Origin of the sequence: Flavobacterium yafengii, from assembly GCF_030010375.1 — a bacterium.
GTDB lineage: Bacteria > Bacteroidota > Bacteroidia > Flavobacteriales > Flavobacteriaceae > Flavobacterium > Flavobacterium yafengii.
The window spans coordinates 85,919-104,277 of sequence record NZ_JASCRY010000003.1 but is presented as its reverse complement, the minus strand read 5'-3'; the positions used below and the strand labels follow the sequence as shown (position 1 = coordinate 104,277).

Annotated in this window: 13 protein-coding genes; all 13 read right to left on the bottom strand. The window is 31.5% G+C overall.

Annotation, left to right across the window (positions count from 1 at the left end; all coding sequences use genetic code 11):
* Entirely contained in the window at positions 1–759 is a 759-nt protein-coding gene (locus QLS97_RS10775; protein ID WP_282717217.1) for an MlaE family ABC transporter permease, read from the bottom strand.
* Positions 760–828: 69 nt separating this feature from the next.
* Entirely contained in the window at positions 829–1,317 is a 489-nt protein-coding gene (locus QLS97_RS10770; RefSeq protein WP_282716621.1) for a PA2169 family four-helix-bundle protein, read from the bottom strand.
* 166 nt (positions 1,318–1,483) lie between these two features.
* Positions 1,484–1,705, bottom strand: coding sequence for a YidH family protein (locus QLS97_RS10765; protein ID WP_282716619.1), 222 nt, complete (start codon positions 1,703–1,705; stop codon positions 1,484–1,486).
* A 43-nt stretch (positions 1,706–1,748) separates the two neighbouring features.
* Positions 1,749–2,132 carry a hypothetical protein gene (locus tag QLS97_RS10760; protein ID WP_282716617.1) on the bottom strand — a complete coding sequence of 128 codons (384 nt, stop codon included), beginning with the start codon at positions 2,130–2,132 and terminating at the stop codon, positions 1,749–1,751.
* 384 nt (positions 2,133–2,516) lie between these two features.
* A complete protein-coding gene (locus tag QLS97_RS10755) occupies positions 2,517–2,990 on the bottom strand; it encodes a Dps family protein (RefSeq protein WP_282716616.1) in 474 nt (157 codons plus the stop codon).
* A 245-nt stretch (positions 2,991–3,235) separates the two neighbouring features.
* Entirely contained in the window at positions 3,236–4,297 is a 1,062-nt protein-coding gene (locus tag QLS97_RS10750; protein WP_282716615.1) for a class I fructose-bisphosphate aldolase, read from the bottom strand.
* A gap of 57 nt (positions 4,298–4,354) precedes the next feature.
* Complete coding sequence (locus QLS97_RS10745; protein WP_282716613.1) at positions 4,355–5,443, bottom strand: alkene reductase; 1,089 nt, start codon at positions 5,441–5,443, stop codon at positions 4,355–4,357.
* 362 nt (positions 5,444–5,805) lie between these two features.
* Positions 5,806–6,141 carry a DUF892 family protein gene (locus tag QLS97_RS10740; protein ID WP_282716612.1) on the bottom strand — a complete coding sequence of 112 codons (336 nt, stop codon included), beginning with the start codon at positions 6,139–6,141 and terminating at the stop codon, positions 5,806–5,808.
* Positions 6,142–6,473: 332 nt separating this feature from the next.
* Entirely contained in the window at positions 6,474–6,668 is a 195-nt protein-coding gene (locus QLS97_RS10735; RefSeq protein ID WP_131994329.1) for a hypothetical protein, read from the bottom strand.
* Between the two features lie 294 nt (positions 6,669–6,962).
* Complete coding sequence (locus tag QLS97_RS10730; protein ID WP_282716611.1) at positions 6,963–11,126, bottom strand: chemotaxis protein CheB; 4,164 nt, start codon at positions 11,124–11,126, stop codon at positions 6,963–6,965.
* 296 nt (positions 11,127–11,422) lie between these two features.
* Positions 11,423–13,864 carry a response regulator gene (locus QLS97_RS10725; protein WP_282716610.1) on the bottom strand — a complete coding sequence of 814 codons (2,442 nt, stop codon included), beginning with the start codon at positions 13,862–13,864 and terminating at the stop codon, positions 11,423–11,425.
* 117 nt (positions 13,865–13,981) lie between these two features.
* The gene (locus tag QLS97_RS10720; RefSeq protein ID WP_282716608.1) at positions 13,982–17,758 is read right to left on the bottom strand and encodes a response regulator; all 3,777 of its coding nucleotides are present in this window, start codon (positions 17,756–17,758) and stop codon (positions 13,982–13,984) included.
* Between the two features lie 26 nt (positions 17,759–17,784).
* Complete coding sequence (locus QLS97_RS10715; protein ID WP_282716606.1) at positions 17,785–18,357, bottom strand: chemotaxis protein CheB; 573 nt, start codon at positions 18,355–18,357, stop codon at positions 17,785–17,787.
* Positions 18,358–18,359 lie beyond the last annotated feature (2 nt).

Sequence of the window (18,359 nt, the reverse complement as noted above, 5' to 3'; positions counted from 1 at the left end):
TTAGAAAAATAAATCAGTTATTTGTACTGCAAGCATGTCAATAATAAATATTGTAAGTGATGCAGTAACTACGGCAGAGTTAGCGGCTTTTCCAACACTTTCGGTTCCGTTAACAGCATTGAAACCTTTGTAACAACCAATCATACCAATAAAAAAACCAAAGAAAAAAGTTTTCAGAGTCGCCGGAAAAATATCTAAGAATGTAATGGATTCTAAAACTTGCGAGAGGTAACGATACAAATTAACATCACTATGGATATTTATACCTACATATCCTCCGATAATACCAATACCATCAGCATAAATCACTAACAGCGGAATCATAAGCGTTGTAGCCAAAACTCTTGTGACAACTAAATATTTATATGGATTTATAGCCGATACCTCCATCGCATCTATTTGTTCTGTCACTTTCATGGAACCTAATTCTGCGCCAATACCGGATGAAACTTTACCAGCACAAATCAAAGCGGTAATTACGGGAGCAATTTCTCTGATTAATGAAAGAGCAACCATACTTGGCAGCCAGGATTCTGCACCAAACTTGGCCAATGTAGGTCTTGATTGCAGCGTAAGCACTAATCCCATTATAAAACCTGTGATGGTTACCAAGGGTAAAGATTTATATCCAATTACATAACATTGTTTAATGAATTCCTTTATTTCATAAGGAGACCTAATCACTTCTTTAAAAAAACGTATTGAAAATAATGTAATATTGCCTACATCATTAAAAGTTTCTTTCAAATAGATGATTATACTTTCTTTTTTGGCTATTACTATATTATTCATTTATTATTGTGTTTTTTATGGATGCGGAATAATCATTTACTTAAAGTAAATTAGTGAAAAAATATTTTTATTAAGACAACATAAATCACCTAACTTTTTCACTTCATCATGATGAGCAGTTAATAAAATTTGTTGGGATTTAAGCATAATAATAAGCTCAGCGGTAAGGTGGTCAAAATTATTAGCCAAAGTGTCTTTATAGTTTTCTATAGCTACGAATTCTTTGTATTTAAGAGTATTTAAAATGTCTTCTCGTTCTTTATCGATAATACTTGCTTTGAAATTAATCCAAAGCTTCACAAAAAAACTGTTTTGTTTAATTACATCAATAGCAACACCACCCATTTTTTGAACTTCTTTTACCAGTTCTGATTTAAAAATTTTGCTTGTTTTTTGGAATTCAGAAAACAAATTTTTCAAATCACTTTCTTCTGTTACTATTGTTGCAGTTTCATAAACCTGAATTCTATCATTATTGATTTCAATAAGATTATTTAATACAACAATTGATTTATCTTTATTCATCTTATTATATTTTAACAGTAACTAAACTAGGTTATACTTTAATACATTTTATTTAAAACTAGCTCCTTTACAAAATTCATTATAATTGGAGGTAAATGTGTTATATAACTATTATTTAATGTTGCATTATTCACACATTCAGTAAATTAAAACTTTAAAGAGAGAATTAAGCTTCTTTTTTATTACTTACTACTATTAGAACGATACCTCCCACAGCAAGTACAATTCCTATAACTGGAGACCATTTTATGGGATGATTAACTTCCTTGTTGATTTGAATTGGTCCTATGTCAACCACTTTTTCAGTTGTTACATAATTAAAACTATTATACAACAACATAATTATGCCCAAAATAATCATAACGATTCCTATAGTTCTTATTTTCATTTTTAATTTTTTTAAGTGGATATATTATTTTATAAAGTTTGAATTATGCTCTTGAAAAGTATTCTTTAACAAAAGTATGTTGCTGATTTTTGGTCATTTTATCAGTGTTTTTAATCTCGAATTTAATTTTTAAAAAACGGGTGTCTTCACTCAAAAGATCAAAGAGTTCTATTTTTGCATCCGTAGGTCCAAAGAGGATTACGCGTTTATAATTTTTTATGGCTTCTCCAATTTTTTTATAGTAATCAAGGAGTTGCTTTTTCTCTTTACTAAAACTTGAGTTTTCAGATTTTGCTAATCTTGTAATTTTTTCCTGGTTGCTAAGTTTTGATTCAATCGTTTCAATTTCAAAATGCTTAGAGGTAAATTCCATTAGATGGGCCATGGAATGATCCATCCAAACACCTAATTTTTTTGTTGTTTTCATAGCTGTTTTTTTAGTGTTGTACGATGTAACTGTTTTTACAATTAATGAATTACAATTATTTAAATTTCAGTTATTTAATCTAAAAAAACATTACATTACTTTAGGTAAATGTTATATAATTTACATGTTTTAAATTGAATAGTCAATGTGATTAATTTAAATAAAGATTGGAATAATTATAATACCAAAAAGGGCTATTGTAAAAACAATAGCCCTTAACCAAACCAAAAAAAACCAACCTAACTTTACTATTTTTATGAATCTATTTTTGTTACAGATTTATCTTCTTCAATTTTTTTAGGAGTTATTTTACCAACTCTACAATGACTATTAGAAGCTGAATAAACTTCGTTTTCTGAATTTTCCATTTTTTTATGTTTTTTATTATTCTAAATATCTTCTTAGTGTCCAAGCCATTGTTTCGTGTGCTTCCATCAAACCTGTAAGGAAATCAGCCGTTCCAGCATCTTTATTTTCTTCGGCACTTATGTCAACATCTTTTCGAAGATGAACAATAACTGTTTCATGATCTTCTAATAATTCTTTAACCATGTCTTTTTGGGATGGGTAATGATTAGGCGATTCTTTTATTATAGTTAAATCTGAAAATTCTTTCATTGTTCCAATAGTTTTCCCTCCTAATTTGCTGATGCGTTCTGCAATTTCATCTATTGAAGCTTCCAATTGTGTATATTGGCTTTCAAATAGTTTGTGAAATTCCATAAAACTTTCGCCGGAAACATTCCAATGAAATTTTCGTAATTTAACATACAGTGTCATTTCATTCGCTAAAATTGACGACAGGATAGAAATGCTATTTTTTAAATGCTCTTGTGAAATTCCAATTTGTAGTTTCATATTTTCTATATTTTATTATTTAATTGATTGCTACTTTTTTAATGACTTCATACAAGTTCTTTTTTAAATTATATGCAAGAAGTAAGAAAGTATACTATAATACAAAGGTCATTTTATTCCTTTCTAAAAGTATTATAAAATTGTAAAAATAAGTTACATGATTCACACCTAGAATTTAAGGAAAAGCTTGTAATCAGTATTTTAATTTATTTGCGTGGCTTTTTATTAATTTGTAAATCAATGATTTAAGCAATATAAACTTCTTTAGCAAGATAAATTTCCTGAACAGAATTTATGAGTTTTACGCCTTCGCCAAAGGGACGCTGGAAAGCTTTTCGACCCATAATCATTCCAGCTCCACCTGCTCGTTTATTTATAACGGCAGTTTTTATGGCTTCGGCCAAATCAGTTTCGCCTTTTGATTCACCTCCTGAATTAATCATGCTGATACGGCCAGAAAAACAATTCATTACCTGATAGCGGCATAAGTCTATGGGATGATTACTGGCTAATTTGGAATACATATCTGGATTTGTTTTTGCAAATTGGATCGTGGTAAAACCGCCGTTATTCGTTGGTAACTTTTGTTTAATGATATCAGCCTGAATAGAAACACCTAAGTAATTGGCTTGACCAGTGATATCAGCAGCGGTATTGTAATCGACACCGTCTTTTATGAATCCATCATTTCTTGAATAACACCAAAGAATGGTTGCCATACCTAAATTATGCGCTTCTTCAAATGCTTTTGCGACTGCTATAATTTGTCTGTTAGATTCGGCTGAGCCAAAGTAAACTGTTGCACCTACAGCTACAGCTCCCATATTCCAAGCGTCTCGAACACTTCCAAACATGATTTGATCGTATTTATTGGGATAGGTTAGGAGTTCATTGTGATTGATTTTTACCACAAACGGAATTTTATGCGCATATTTTCTGGATAACAGTGCAAGTCCTCCCATTGTAGAGGCCACTGCGTTACAACCTGCCTCAATCGCTAATTTTACAATATTTTCAGGGTCAAAATAAATAGGGTTTGGAGAAAATGAACTTCCTGCAGTATGTTCAATTCCTTGATCTACGGGTAAAATAGAAATATAGCCAGTATCCGAAAGTCGCCCATGATGGTATAATTGTGTCAAACTGCGAAGAGTTTGTCCGTTTCGATTGCTTTGTAAAAAAACGGTATCTATATGAGAAGGATTGGGTAAATGAATTTGATCTTTCGAAATTGTTTTACAGACATGATTTAATAAAGAGTCTTTTTCATCGCCTAATAAAGCTAATAATTGCGCTATATCTTTCATTTGCTTTTGATTTAAAATGATTTAAAACAATGTTTTAGCATTCAACATATTCTTTTATCAACTTTTATATACGGGATAATCAGTATATCCTTTTTCATCAGCAGTATAAAATAAATCCATATTAAGGTCTTGAGATAAAGGCCAATTGTTTTCAAATCGTTCTACTAAATCAGGATTGTTTATAAACGGACGACCAAAAGCGACCAAATCTGTAAGTCCGCTTTCAATAGCTTCTTCGGCACTTTCTTTGGTATTGCCACCACAAAGGATTAGTGTATTTTTAAAATTATGCCGGATCAATTTTTTAATTTCCAAAGGAACTTCTGGAGCTCCCATAGCAGAATGATCCACAAGATGAATGTATGCAATTTCCAGTTTGTTGAGTTCTTTAGATAAATAATCATAAGTAGCATCTATTTCAGGATAATGCGGCATATCACTTGCTACGCCATAAGGCGATAAACGAATACCCGTTTTTTCTTTTCCAATAGCTAGTGCAACTGCAGCTACAACTTCAATAACAAAACGACATCGATTTTCAATGCTTCCACCATAACCGTCTGTTCTGATATTACTGACAGGCGAAAGAAATTCTTCCAGTAAATATCCATTTGCCCCATGCAGTTCTACACCATCAAAACCTGCTGATAAAGCATTTTTTGCTGCGGTCACATATTCTTCTTTTGCATTCAAAATGTCTTGAGCAGTCATTTCTTTTGGGACTATAAAATCTTGAAGGCCTTTTGAATCAGTCCACATTTGCCCCGCTGCTTTTACTTGGGAAGGTGCTAATATCTCAGATTCTTTAGACATATTAAGCAGATGGCTGATTCTTCCGGAGTGCATTAATTGAATGATTATTTTACCACCTTTTTCATGAACTGCATTGGTGATTTTTTTCCAACCTTCAATTTGTTGCGTATTAAAAACTCCGGGAATTCGAGCATATCCAAGACCATTAGGTGACGGTGAGGTTCCTTCGGTTATGATCAATCCGGCACTTGCGCGTTGTTGATAATATTTAGCCATTAATTCATTAGGAATGTTTCCAATTGCTCTACATCGAGTCATGGGTGCCATAACAATTCGATTTTTTAAATCAATAGAACCTACTTTTTTTGGTGTAAATAATGTATCTGCTTTCATGTTTATTTAACTTAAAATATTGATATAAAGATAATTATATTTAATGACTTGTCTCTTGGATAATGAAGTAAATTAAACTATATGGTGCTTTAAATGAGTTTGTTACAATTTAAAAGCAATTTTAGTTATGCGGTTTATATTGCATAATAAAATTGCTCTCAAAAATTAAGTCAGATTTTTATGCCTTTTAAAATATTCTGATTAACAGGTATCAAGCTCGTGTACCAATTCGTTGGTCATAGGCGGAAGGTTGGAAAACTCCTATGTTCTTGATGCTGTTTCGCCAACCTGGCAAACCAGAAAACAGACTATCTAACAAAATAGCAGTATTGTTTTATGCATCTGGACTATTACTGATTTATTTATCCTTTTGGCGTAATTGATCCATACATTGCATCATATTTTAGCATAATATCTGTTTCGCCAATTGAACAAAAAAAGTCTTCTAAGCGTTTTAGGTGATCTAGTGTAAATTGCAAATGTACTTTGAGCGCATCTACTAATTCATTAGTAGTTGCATTCTTAATCATTACAGGAATGGATAGCATTAATGCTTTTTCGTTAAAATAGATTTCTTTTAACTCTTCTACAAAAATATTACGACAATTTTCCTTAGTTTCAGGTATAGTATTTTCTGAATTTCCTTTACCTTCTTGCAACTTTACTTTTTTGATAGTTTTGGTGGCTGTACTTTTCATCTGTTTCTATTTAATAGTTTAGTAAAGTTCTGTATTTAGATCTAAAATCCATTACATAATTTTTAGAATGAGTTGTAATATTCACACTCGATTCTAATAGAAAAAGGAGGATTTAATTAACAAAATGAAGTATTTTGCATTGTATAAATAACTTCTCTCGACTATTTAAAAAAGCAGAGAGAAGTTATTGTATTGTAAATTGTAACGATTTTAGTTTAAATTCGTTTTAGGAATTTTCAGGAGAATAAAGATTAAAAGGTAATCTAAATTATTTTGTTTTCCAATTTAAATGGGTTAAGCATCAAAATATTGGCAAAGACAGAATTATAATTTTATGATTCGTCTTTTGTTGTACGAACCAAGCTGATTCCTGAAACGAAGAAAATAATGCCAAGTACACCGTAAATAATTAATGATTTAACATCTGTCATGTCGCCAGATGTTCCAGCAAATAATACTGCAGTATAAATAAGGCCACCTATTCCAAGTGCAGTAAGTAATGCTCCAAAGATTCTTTTAAGATTCATAATTTTATTTTTTTAAAGATTGATTTTGTAATTTATTTTTATGTTTAACTTTCGAAGTATCTACTTGATCAAAAGAGAAATGCTTAGAGTTTTTATTAATTCAAACATTTGTGTTTGAATTAATTACAAAGCAAATATATTTCGTTTAGACTTTAAAAGTATTACATAATTGTCAATAAAAGTTACATCATTCACACACTTAAAAAAAGGGAAATCTAATATTTATAACCAAATGTTACATTAAAAATAATCGAGAGCTGTTAAAGGTCTTTTGAGGTTCAGTGAAATAGAGCTTTATTTTGTTAGCTCAACAATTTTGGTGAATAGTAATTTTTCATCGATGGGTTTAGCTATATAATCATTCATTCCTACTGCTTTACATTTTTTCAAATCAACTGTAGTAACATCAGCTGTCAAAGCAATGATTGGGATTTTTAAGTTCAGAGTGTTACGAATGTATTCGGTAGTTTCAAACCCATTCATCACTGGCATTTGTAAGTCCATTAAAATAATATCATACGATTTTACCAGAAGCTTTTCAATGGCAATTTTTCCATTGTCAGCAATATCACGTTCAAATCCAAAATCATCCAATATTGTTTTCATCAATAGTTGATTGAGTGTTATATCTTCTACAACCAATATTTTTATATTTTTTACTACTGTATCTAATCCTTTTAGGGTAGTTTCTAATTCAGTATCTATTTTTGTTTTTAGAAAAGGCAAAGTAAAACTAAATGTAGAACCTTCATTAATTTTACTTTTGACACGAATACTTCCTCCTTGTGACATTACCAGCTGCTTAACAATGGCAAGCCCTAAACCTGTCCCTCCATATAGACTCGAAGTTCCGTTGGTAGCCTGTTGAAAGTTTTCAAATATTAAATCAATATTATCCTGTGGAATACCAATTCCACTATCGGTAATTGCAAATTCAATAATTACTTTTTCTTCATCTTCAAACAATAAACTGGTGCTAACCATAATTTTGCCTTGAGAAGTAAATTTCACAGCATTGCTAACTAAATTTAAAATAATCTGGTGCAATCTAATTGGATCTCCTAGAAGAACAGCAGGTATTTTTTTGTCATAATTTGTAACTAATTCTAAATTTTTTTCTTGAATTTTGGTCTCAAATAATTGAAGCATTGAAGTTATAGAAACTTCCATTTTGAATGGTTTTTGTTCAAAAGTCATTTTACCGGCATCGACTTTTGCTAAATCAAGGATATCATTAATCAATGCTATTAATGTATCACCACTCATTTTTATAGCATTTAAATATTCTTTTTGTTTATCAGATAAATCGGTTTTTAAGATCACTCTAGTAAATCCAATGATGGCATTCATTGGAGTCCGGATTTCATGACTCATATTTGACAAAAATTGTTGTTTTGCTTTCATCGCATCTTCAGCAATTTGTGTGGCCTGTTCCGCTTTACTTTTAGCTTCTTCTGCTATCAAAGTTGCCAATTCTGCAAATACTTTTGATTCTATTAATTCGGATTCAATTCTTTTTTGATCGGTTACGTCTCGGGCAACAATAACCACACCAAGAACATTTCCGCTATCATCTTTGTAAACTGATCCGTTTAATAATACGTCAGTAAGTTTGCCTTCTTTGTGAAGTAGCTTGAGAGGAGAATTGGTAATAAGACCTTTAGAAAATACTTCTTGATAAATAGCTCGTGCCTTTTCAGGTTCAGTAAAATATCCAAAGAAATCTGATCCTTTTAATTTTTCACGGGATATACCTGTAATATTTACCGTAGCTCGATTCATATCTGTAATCTTACCTTCATTACTTATTGTCATTAAAGGATCGAGACTAGCTTCGATAAGATTAAGAAAATATTTTTCTTTGAGATAATAACGGGAACGGTCCGTAATATCTTCTATAGCAAGAAGAATTAATTGTTCACTATTTGTTTTTTGAATAATTAAATGAGCATTGAGCAGCATTATTCTTTCTCCAATTCCAGAAAAAGTGTGTGTTACTTCAAAATTTTCGAAACTACTATTTTTGGAAAATATATCATTTAGAACTTCACGGAGTTTTGTAATATTCCATTGCTTATTTCCTAAATCAAATAATAATTTCCCTTCGGTTTCGTCTTTATCAACTTGAAATTTTTTGTAAAAAGATTTATTAGCTGATATTACATGGAAATTTTTATTCAAAATAAGCATTGGTTCATGTATGGTCGCAATAATAGCTTCAGAATACTCATGTGATTCTATTAATAAATCATGTCGCATTTGTAATTCTTGATTGGTCGAAATAAGCTCTTCATTAGTGGCTTCAATTTCTTCTTTTGAGGTCTCAAGTTCTTCATTCAAGGTTTGAAATTCTTCATTTGAGGAAACTATCTCTTCATTTGCAGCTTGTAGTTCTTCATAAATAGTTTCTTGAGATTCAATGATAGTAATCATTTCTGTACGGGTAGTATTTAACTCCTCTGTCAGTTTTTTTATTTTTAAGTCTTTTAGTGTTGCATTGTTTTTTTTGTCAGAATCACTATCGATAAATTTTTCTATCAGTTCCTGAGGTTTAAAAACTATAAGTAGTAAGGGTTCGTCCCACTCAATTTTAAGTGGACAAACTTCAAAAGACATCAATCTTAAAACGGAGTCTATTTTTATTTCAATACCTGATTTGTATACGCATTGTTTCGTTTCTATTGCTTTATTAATCGCATTACGAAGTTCAAAAGCAAATTCAGGACGTGCCATTTTTAAAATATTAAGACTGGCTTTACCTGAAGCATGTTCAAGGTAGGAAGAAACGGGGCCTCTAAACTGCAAAATTTCCATGTCTTTATTAACTACTGCACATGCGGGCATATAATTAGAAAGAAGCGTAGAATCAATAGCGTTTTCTAAACTTTCTTGATTCACACTTATATTTTTAGAGGTAATATTTGTTTTTTTACTAGACATATTAATACGCGTAAAACGAGGTGTTAATTCAAGTATTTTTCTCACTCCCAAATTATTTTTTCGAGAATAGATTTTAAACTTATTATTTATTAGAGTAAAAAGTAGAGACGATGTTCCTATACTTTCTGCTTTACCAAGCATTAAAAACCCGCCATCGTTCAATGCAAAATGAAGGGATGCAAAAACTTTTTTTTGTGCAGCTGAATCGAAATAAATGAGAAGATTACAGCAACTAACAAAATCCATACGTGAAAAAGGAGGATCTCGTAAAATATTGTGAGGTGCAAATATGCACATTTCACGAAGTTCTTTTATAATACGATAATTGTCACCTTCTTTAGTAAAAAAACGGGATAAATACTTTTTAGGAATAGCATCGATATCACTTTGAGAATATTCTCCTATTCGAGCATCCCTTATTGCTTCCTCGCTTAAATCAGTTGCAAAAATTTGCACAGGTATTTTATTGGTTTTATTCTCTTGCAATTCGGCAATAATCATTGCGATAGAATAAGCTTCTTGCCCTGTGGAGCAGGCAGGAACCCATATTCTCAGTGTTTCTTCAGAAGATTTACTATTTAAAAGTTTTGGAAAAAGATCCGTTTTTAAAAACTTGAAAGTTTCAGTTTCTCTAAAAAAACTAGTTACATTAATTAGTAAGTCAGTATAAAGAATTTCAATTTCATTATTTTTTTTAAGTAAAAGTTTCACATATTCTTCTATTGTTTTTATTCCATATTGCTGCATTTTATGATTTACCCGTCTCTTAATGGTTGGCATCTTATAGTGGCTAAAATCTACACCAGTTTGTTTGAGTAAAAGTTCAAAAATGGTATTTAGATCATAGTTGTTATTTAGAACAGCAATTTCTTTTTTATTGTTTTTTTGTTTAGCAAAACCATTTTTACTAATGTGAACTAATTCTAACGCAATTTCTTCAGGCGATAAAATAAAGTCTACCACTCCAGATGCAATTGCAGATTTAGGCATGCTGCTGGCTTGTGCGGTTTCATCTTGTGCAAATGTTATTCCTCCAGCATCTTTAATAGCTTTGAGTCCAATCATACCGTCATTGGCATAACCTGAAAGTACTATACCAATAACATTTTCTTTGTGTGTTTCAGCTAGTGAGGAAAAAAGAAAGTCTATGGTAAGGTTAGGGATGTTTTTTTTAATAAATGGAAGCAATTGAATATGCCCGTTAATTACTTCTATTACTTTATTAGGAGGAATTATATATACATTATTGGGTTCCATTTTTTCCATGTTATCAATTTCCTGCACTTTCATTTTAGTAATCTTAGAAAGAATTGTAGTCAGTAAACTTTTATGGTTAGGACTTAGGTGTTGGACATAAATATATGCCATGCCGGTATCTGAAGGTAATTTTTTTAATAATAGACTAAAAGCTTCCAGTCCTCCTGCTGATGCACCTATGGCTACTACCGTAAAGGATTTTGCTTTGACTTCTTCCTTTGGTATCAATTTTTTAGGTGATGACTTTTTGCCTGGTTCCATTAGTATTAAATTTACAGTTTTAATTCATAGTTTTATTGATTGACTATGAATTTTGTTAAAATTATTTCTGAACCTATTGGTACAATATCGTTCTAAAATATATAAAATACTACAAGATGTTTGTGTTATTGTATATTTTGCTACTCATTTTCTAATGTAAAGATATACTTTATCTTTTTATATAAATAGGGTTTTTAATTATTGAAACTTAAATTTAGGCCTTTATAGATCAAGTTATTTTGTTCTTTATAATTTGAAAATGGGAAATAATTTTTTAAGATATCAGATATATTATTTTATTTTTCAGCATTTTTAATTGTTTTAAGTTCCTCCTGTAATTCAATACAAGTTTGCATACAAACTTTTTCAAGTTGCAACACTAAGTCGTGTATTCCTTCTAATTTTCCTTGCGCTGTCGCTAATTCCTGAATTTTTTTTGCCATATTTTCAAAATTTGAACTGATTCCCATTATTGAAAAGGAAGGGATCATTTTATGTACGGAGGCACCTAACAATTGCCAATTTTGCTCAGCTAAACTTTGTTTCATTGTGTTTATTAATGGAGGAGTTTGTGCTAAATATAATGATATCATTTCCATCATTAATATTGGATTTGATTTAGTTCTATGATGTAAATATTCTAAATTAATGTATTTTATTTTTTCAATTTGAACAGTACTAATTTCTTCTTTTTTATCAAGTTTAGATTTTTTTAATGTCCCTATAATTTTATTATATAACACTGTTTCATCAACTGGTTTAGCAATGTAATCATTCATTCCCACAGCTTTACATTTATCCAAGTCAACGGTTGTAACATCAGCGGTTAATGCAATAATAGGAATTGTTGAATGCATTGTATTTCTAATATATATTGTAGCTTCAAATCCATTCATTTCTGGCATTTGTAAGTCCATCAGTATGATGTCATAGTCTTTTTCTTGGAGTTTTTCAATCGCTATTTTACCATTTTCAGCAATGTCAAGCTCAAATCCAAAATCATCTAAAAGTGTTTTCATTAGCAATTGATTTAGAGCAATATCTTCTACTACTAATACTTTTATATTCTTCATTTCTGAATCTATTTCTGCCAATTCATTTTCCAATTCTACATTGGAATTTGTTTTTTGAAAAGGTAATGTGAAACTAAATGTTGAACCTTTATGAATAGTGCTATTTACACGAATAGTACCACTTTGAGGTTCTATTAATTGTTTTACAATAGCAAGACCTAGCCCAGTTCCGCCATACAACCTGGAAGTTCCGCTGCTTGCCTGTTGAAAATTTTCAAATATTGTTCCTATTTTTTCCTCGGAGATACCAATTCCTGTATCAGTTACAGCAAATTTGAGTATTACTTTATCATCATCTTCATGTAATAAATCTACGCTAACAGTGATTTTTCCTTTAGATGTAAATTTAACGGCATTACTGACTAAATTTAAAATAATTTGATGCAAACGAATCGGATCTCCCACCAGAACATCGGGGATTTTATTGTCGTATTCCTTAATTAATTTTAAGTTTTTTTCCTGAATTTTTGTTTCAAATAAATGAAGCATAGCAGCAATGGAAGATTTCATTTTGAAAGGTGTTTTCTCGAATGTCATCTTACCCGCGTCTACTTTTGCCAAATCGAGTATGTCGTTAATGAGCACGATTAAAGCATCACCACTTATTTTTATTGCGTTTAAATACTCTTTTTGCTTATCTGTAATATCTGTTCGGAGTAACACTTTTGTAAATCCGATGATTGCATTCATTGGTGTACGAATTTCGTGACTCATATTCGACAAGAATTGCTGTTTTGCTTTTACGGCATTTTCAGCTATGATAGTGGCATTTTCCGCATTTATTTTTGCTTCTTCTGCAATTTCTGTGGCTAATTCCGCAAAAACTTTAGCTTCAATTAATTCTGTTTCAATTCTTTTTTGATCGGTTACATCCCTGGCAACGATTGCTGCTCCAAGCACATTTTTTTTGTCGTCTTTATATACTGATCCATTGAATAACACATGAATCAATTTACCATTTTTATGGCGAAGGATTAGAGGAGAGTCAGCAACAAATCCTTTTTCAAACACTTTTTGATATACTTCACGAGCCTTTTGTGGTTCAGTGAAATAATCAAAAAAATCGGTTCCAATTAATTTCAGACGTGTTATACCAGTTACTTTTACCGATGCATTATTCATATCGGTTATTTTCCCTTCTGGACTAATTGCAAATAAAGGGTCATGACTTGCTTCTATAAGACTAAGAGAATATTTAGAAAGTAATTTTTGGGCTGTAAGATCAGTATTAAGTTTTTTTAGCTGTTCTGCCTGAACTAATAATTCCTGATTTTTAGTATGCAAATCTACAAAAACAGCCACTTTTGCTTTTAATATTTCAGGCGAAAGCGGTTTAATCATATAATCTACAGCACCAGCCTGATAGCCTTTGAAAATTTGTTGAGAATTATCCATGCTGGCCGTTAAAAAAATAATCGGGACATGTTTAAGTTTTTCGATTTGGCGAATTAATTCTACAGTTTCAAATCCATCCATCATTGGCATTTGCACATCGATTAATATGATGGCAAAATCTTGTTGGTGGAGCAGAATTTTTAAGGCTTCATTACCTGAATTTGCTTTAACACATAAATAATTTTCATTAGAAAGGATTACTTCTAAGGCAAACAAATTTTCGGGTAAATCATCGACCAATAAAATTTTAACAGGGCTATTTATTTTCATTTTTAATTCTAAAATAAAAGTTTGAATGCTGAGTATTAATTAACGAATAGTAAAATACCAACAAAAAATGTAACTTAAATGACATTGGGGATATACCGCCTTTGTGATGTTGTTTTATTATTTACTTAACCATACTCGCATCAATGATAATAGGCGTTCTACATCAATAGGTTTTGTGATGTAATCGTTTGCACCTGCATCAATACATTTTTGTTTATCGTCTTTCATGGCTTTTGCTGTAAGGGCAATTATTGGTAAGTTTCTGAATTTTATCTGAGATCGTATTCGTTTCATTGCTTCGTAACCGTCCATTTCCGGCATCATAATATCCATTAATACAAGATCAATGTCAGTATGTTCCTCCAGCTTATTCAATGCATTCTTACCGTCTTCTGATTTTATGACTTCCATTCCACGTTCTTGTAATATTTTGGATAATGCAAAAACATTTCGCATGTCATCATCAACTAATAATATTTTTTTGGAATGAAATATAGCTTCTTTATCATGCAAATTATGAATCATCATTTGTTTTGATTTCGGTAAATTGCTGATTGTTCGGTGAAGGAAAAGAGCAGTTTCATCTAGCAATCGTTCTTCGGATTTTATACCTTTTATAATGATACTCTCTGCATATTTGTGAAGAAGATTGTTTTCTTCTTTTGTAAGTTCTTTTCCGGTATAAACAATAATAGGGGGTAAGTTATGACCTTCTATATCCTCCAGTTTATGGATAAGTTCAAAGCCAGTCATATCAGGCAATCCAATGTCCAGAATAATACAATCAATGTGATTTTGTTCAAACAATTCCAAAGCTTCTTTTCCCGTTGCGGCTTCATAACATTTTACATCACCATTGCCAATGAGTACTTTCATTGCTTTTCTGGAATTTTCACTGTCTTCAATAATCAAAAGGTTTTTTATTTTTCTATTCACAAAATTTTCAATTCTGTTAAAAGCTTCTTCCAGACCATCTTTAGATATCGGTTTCATCAGGTATTCTACCGCACCTTCTCTGATTGGTTCCAGCGAACGGTCATTTGCCGAAATAATATGTACCGGTATATGTCTTACGGAAGGATTTACTTTTAATTCATGCAATACTTGTTTCCCCTTGATTCCTGGTAAACCCATATCAAGAATGATTGCTTGAGGTCTGTATTTTGCAGCAAGCAACAGACCATCTTCTCCAGAAGCAGCGGACAAGCATTTGAATCCTTTTTTATTGGCTTGTTTTAAAAGTATAGCAGCAAAATTTTGATCATCTTCAATAATGAGCACTATTTTATCATCTGTGTTTATTGTGTCTCTATCGTCTTTTATGGTTGGATAATTTAAATAGTTGATGTCATTTTCAGAGCGAGGTACATACGCAATAGGTCTCAACGGAATTTCATTGACAGACTCTAGTGTAGGATGTATTTCCAATGGGATAATAAGTGAAAAAGTAGATCCTTTGTCTAAATTACTTTTTACTTTTATTTCTCCTTCCAGTAATTTTGCAAGCTCCCGTGAAATAGAAAGTCCTAATCCTGTACCGCCATATTTTCTGGAAGTACCGCCTTCGGCCTGCTGAAAAGCTTCAAATATGGCTGTTTGTTTGTCTTCTGATATTCCAATTCCTGTATCCCTAACAGAAATGTTCAAAGTAGTGTCTGTATTTTGATCAATACTTATAATTACACTTCCTTTTTCAGTGAATTTTATAGCATTGGATAAAAGATTTTTCAGTATCTGATTCAACCGTTGTGAATCAGTGTGGATAAATTCGGGTAAACCAGCTGCCAATTTGCAAAGTATTGTTAGTCCTTTTTGTTCTGCCTGATGTTTAAAATCACGAAGAAGATTATCAGTAAAATTTTTCAATGATACTTTTTCAATATTTATAGCCATTTTTCCTGCTTCAATCTTGGAGAGGTCTAATACTTCATTAATCAGCACAAGCAGGTCATGACCACTTTTATAAATTATTTCCGCGCTTTCAACCTGAACATCATCTAAATTTTTCTTTCTGTTTTCTGATAAATCTTTGGATAGAATAAGCAAACTATTAAGCGGTGTTCTTAACTCATGCGACATGTTTGCAAGGAATTCCGATTTATACTTGCTGCTAATTTCAAGTTGTTTCGTTTTTTGTTCAATGTTATATTTTGATGCTTCAACTTCTTTGTTTTTCTCTTCTAATGACTGAGTTTGCTCTTCCAATTCTTCATTGGTCATTTGAAGTTCTTCCTGCTGCTGTTTAAGATTTTGAGCTTGTTGTTCTAATTCTTCATTCAGCTGCCTAAGTTCTTCCTGCTGTATTTGAAGTTCTTCTGCTTGATTTGAAAGCTCTTTGTTAGCAAAACTTAACTCTACCGCTCTTTTTTCTTTTTCGTCATTTTGATAAGCAAGTTCTTTGTTAGCAATTCCTAATTCTGATGCTCTTTTTTCTTTTTCCTCATTTTGATAGGCAAGTTCTTTGTTAGCAATTCCTAACTCTGCTGCTCTTTTTTCTTTCTCGTCGTTTTGATAGGCAAGTTCTTTATTGGCAATACCTAACTCTGCTGCTCTTTTTTCTTTTTCGTCGTTTTGATAGGCAAGTTCCTTATTGGCAATACCTAACTCTGCGGCTCTTTTTTCTTTTTCATCATTTTGATAGGCTAATTCTTTGTTAGCAATGGCTAATTCTGCTGCTCTTTTTTCTTTTTCGTCATTTTGATAGGCAAGTTCTTTATTAGCAATGGCTAACTCTGCAGCTCTTTTTTCTTTTTCCTCAGCTTGTTGAACAGTATTAACGCTGATAGCTATGCTGTTCATAGAAACATTGATAAATTCTTTTTCTGTTTCGTTGAAATCCGTAAGCTTGCCTATTTCTATTACGCCTATCGTTTTACCTTCAAGTAAAAAAGGAGTTATGAGCAAATTTTTTGGTTTTGCATCCAGAACGGATGAAGTGATGCGTATTTGATTTTCAGTTATATCCGTTAAAGAAATCTGTTTCTGTTCCCATGCAGCTTGACCAATTAATCCCTCATTTAATTTAAAATTTTCTTTAGTGTCTTTAGCAGTCGAAAAGGCAAATTTACCGTTGAGTATCAGGTTGTTTTCTTTATCATTTAATAGATAAACAGCTCCTATATTGGCTTTCAGATACGTACATAAAAAACTTATGGTGCTGTTCGCTAACTGTGCTATACTCTGATCTCCTATTAATTTTTCATTGAGTTGTGAGTTACCTGTAAGCAACCAGTTTTTATTAGCATTTTCTGACTCGGAGCTTTTAAGGGCTTTTAAATTTTCAGCAACTATACTGTATACAACGATAAGAATCAGAACAATAACTAATAATAAAATTGCAAAAACAATATTAAATTTAATGGCATCGTCAGCACTGTCTTGTATCCTTTGAGTAAGTAATGTACGTTCTAATTCCTGTGCTTTATCAATTATTTTTCTTATTTCATCTTGTATTTCTTTGCCCTCTCCTGAAGCAACAAATACTCTGGCTTTTTCAAAATCTTTTTTGCGAAGATTAACACATGTATTTAAATTATCAAAACGCATTTTAATTTCTTTCGCAAGTTCCTCAATATTGTTTTGCTGATTGGGATTGTCTTTTGTTAATTCCTTTACTTTTTCAAGTTTCTCAATTGCTTTTGTATTGGCAGTTGTAAAAGGTTTCAAAAAATTATCATCGTCCGTAATTACATAACCTCGTACACCTGTTTCTGCATCAACGGAAGTCATCAGTATTTGTTCGAATTCATATAATACTTTATTAGAATTATTCACCAAGGCATTTGAAACGACAAATTTCTCACTGTTTTTAAAAGAAAAAATAGCAACTCCTATAAGTACAAAGGCACAAGCAATAAATCCTAATACTATTTTTCTTCCTAGGGTCATTTTCATTTTGTTATTTGTAAAGTTTATTGTGATTATCTTTTTTGTTGATTTATTTGTATTAGTAACGCGACTATATCCTCCAATGACAAAATATAATCTGGGACAATAGCAGCAATTGCTGACTTTGGCATGTATTCAGAGTCTGCTGTTTTTGGGTCTTGAATAATGGCCAGACCTCCACAATCCTTTATTCGTTTAATTCCTTTTGTCCCGTCACTATTAGATCCTGTGAGCACGATTCCAATTAATTTATTTGTATAGGCTTCGGCTGCTGATTCAAATAATACATCGATTGATGGCCTTGCAAAATTTACTCGTTCGTCTATAGTAAGGGAAAATGTTTTATCTTTTTCAATCAGCAAATGATAATTAGGAGGAGCAATATAGATGTTGCCTTTTTCAATTTTCTCTTTTTCATCCGCTTCTTTTACATCCAGATGACTTTTTTCATTTAGAAGGTTTATCCAATGGCTATCGGAATGAGCGCTTAAATGCTGTACTATGATAATTGGTATATTAAAATCTCCCGGTAAGGCTGAGGATATAATTTTCAAAGCATTCATACCTCCGGAAGAAACGCCTATTACAATTGCTTCATAATGCATTT

Bases quoted from the DNA above. Each gene is read 5' to 3' on its own strand.
- QLS97_RS10765 (WP_282716619.1), bottom strand. From the start codon at position 1,705: ATGAAAATAAGAACTATAGGAATCGTTATGATTATTTTGGGCATAATT.
- QLS97_RS10715 (WP_282716606.1), bottom strand. From the start codon at position 18,357: ATGCATTATGAAGCAATTGTAATAGGCGTTTCTTCCGGAGGTATGAAT.
- QLS97_RS10725 (WP_282716610.1), bottom strand. From the start codon at position 13,864: ATGAAAATAAATAGCCCTGTTAAAATTTTATTGGTCGATGATTTACCC.
- QLS97_RS10735 (WP_131994329.1), bottom strand. From the start codon at position 6,668: ATGAATCTTAAAAGAATCTTTGGAGCATTACTTACTGCACTTGGAATA.
- QLS97_RS10770 (WP_282716621.1), bottom strand. From the start codon at position 1,317: ATGAATAAAGATAAATCAATTGTTGTATTAAATAATCTTATTGAAATC.
- QLS97_RS10760 (WP_282716617.1), bottom strand. From the start codon at position 2,132: ATGAAAACAACAAAAAAATTAGGTGTTTGGATGGATCATTCCATGGCC.
- QLS97_RS10740 (WP_282716612.1), bottom strand. From the start codon at position 6,141: ATGAAAAGTACAGCCACCAAAACTATCAAAAAAGTAAAGTTGCAAGAA.
- QLS97_RS10755 (WP_282716616.1), bottom strand. From the start codon at position 2,990: ATGAAACTACAAATTGGAATTTCACAAGAGCATTTAAAAAATAGCATT.
- QLS97_RS10730 (WP_282716611.1), bottom strand. From the start codon at position 11,126: ATGGAACCAGGCAAAAAGTCATCACCTAAAAAATTGATACCAAAGGAA.
- QLS97_RS10720 (WP_282716608.1), bottom strand. From the start codon at position 17,758: ATGAAAATGACCCTAGGAAGAAAAATAGTATTAGGATTTATTGCTTGT.
- QLS97_RS10750 (WP_282716615.1), bottom strand. From the start codon at position 4,297: ATGAAAGATATAGCGCAATTATTAGCTTTATTAGGCGATGAAAAAGAC.
- QLS97_RS10745 (WP_282716613.1), bottom strand. From the start codon at position 5,443: ATGAAAGCAGATACATTATTTACACCAAAAAAAGTAGGTTCTATTGAT.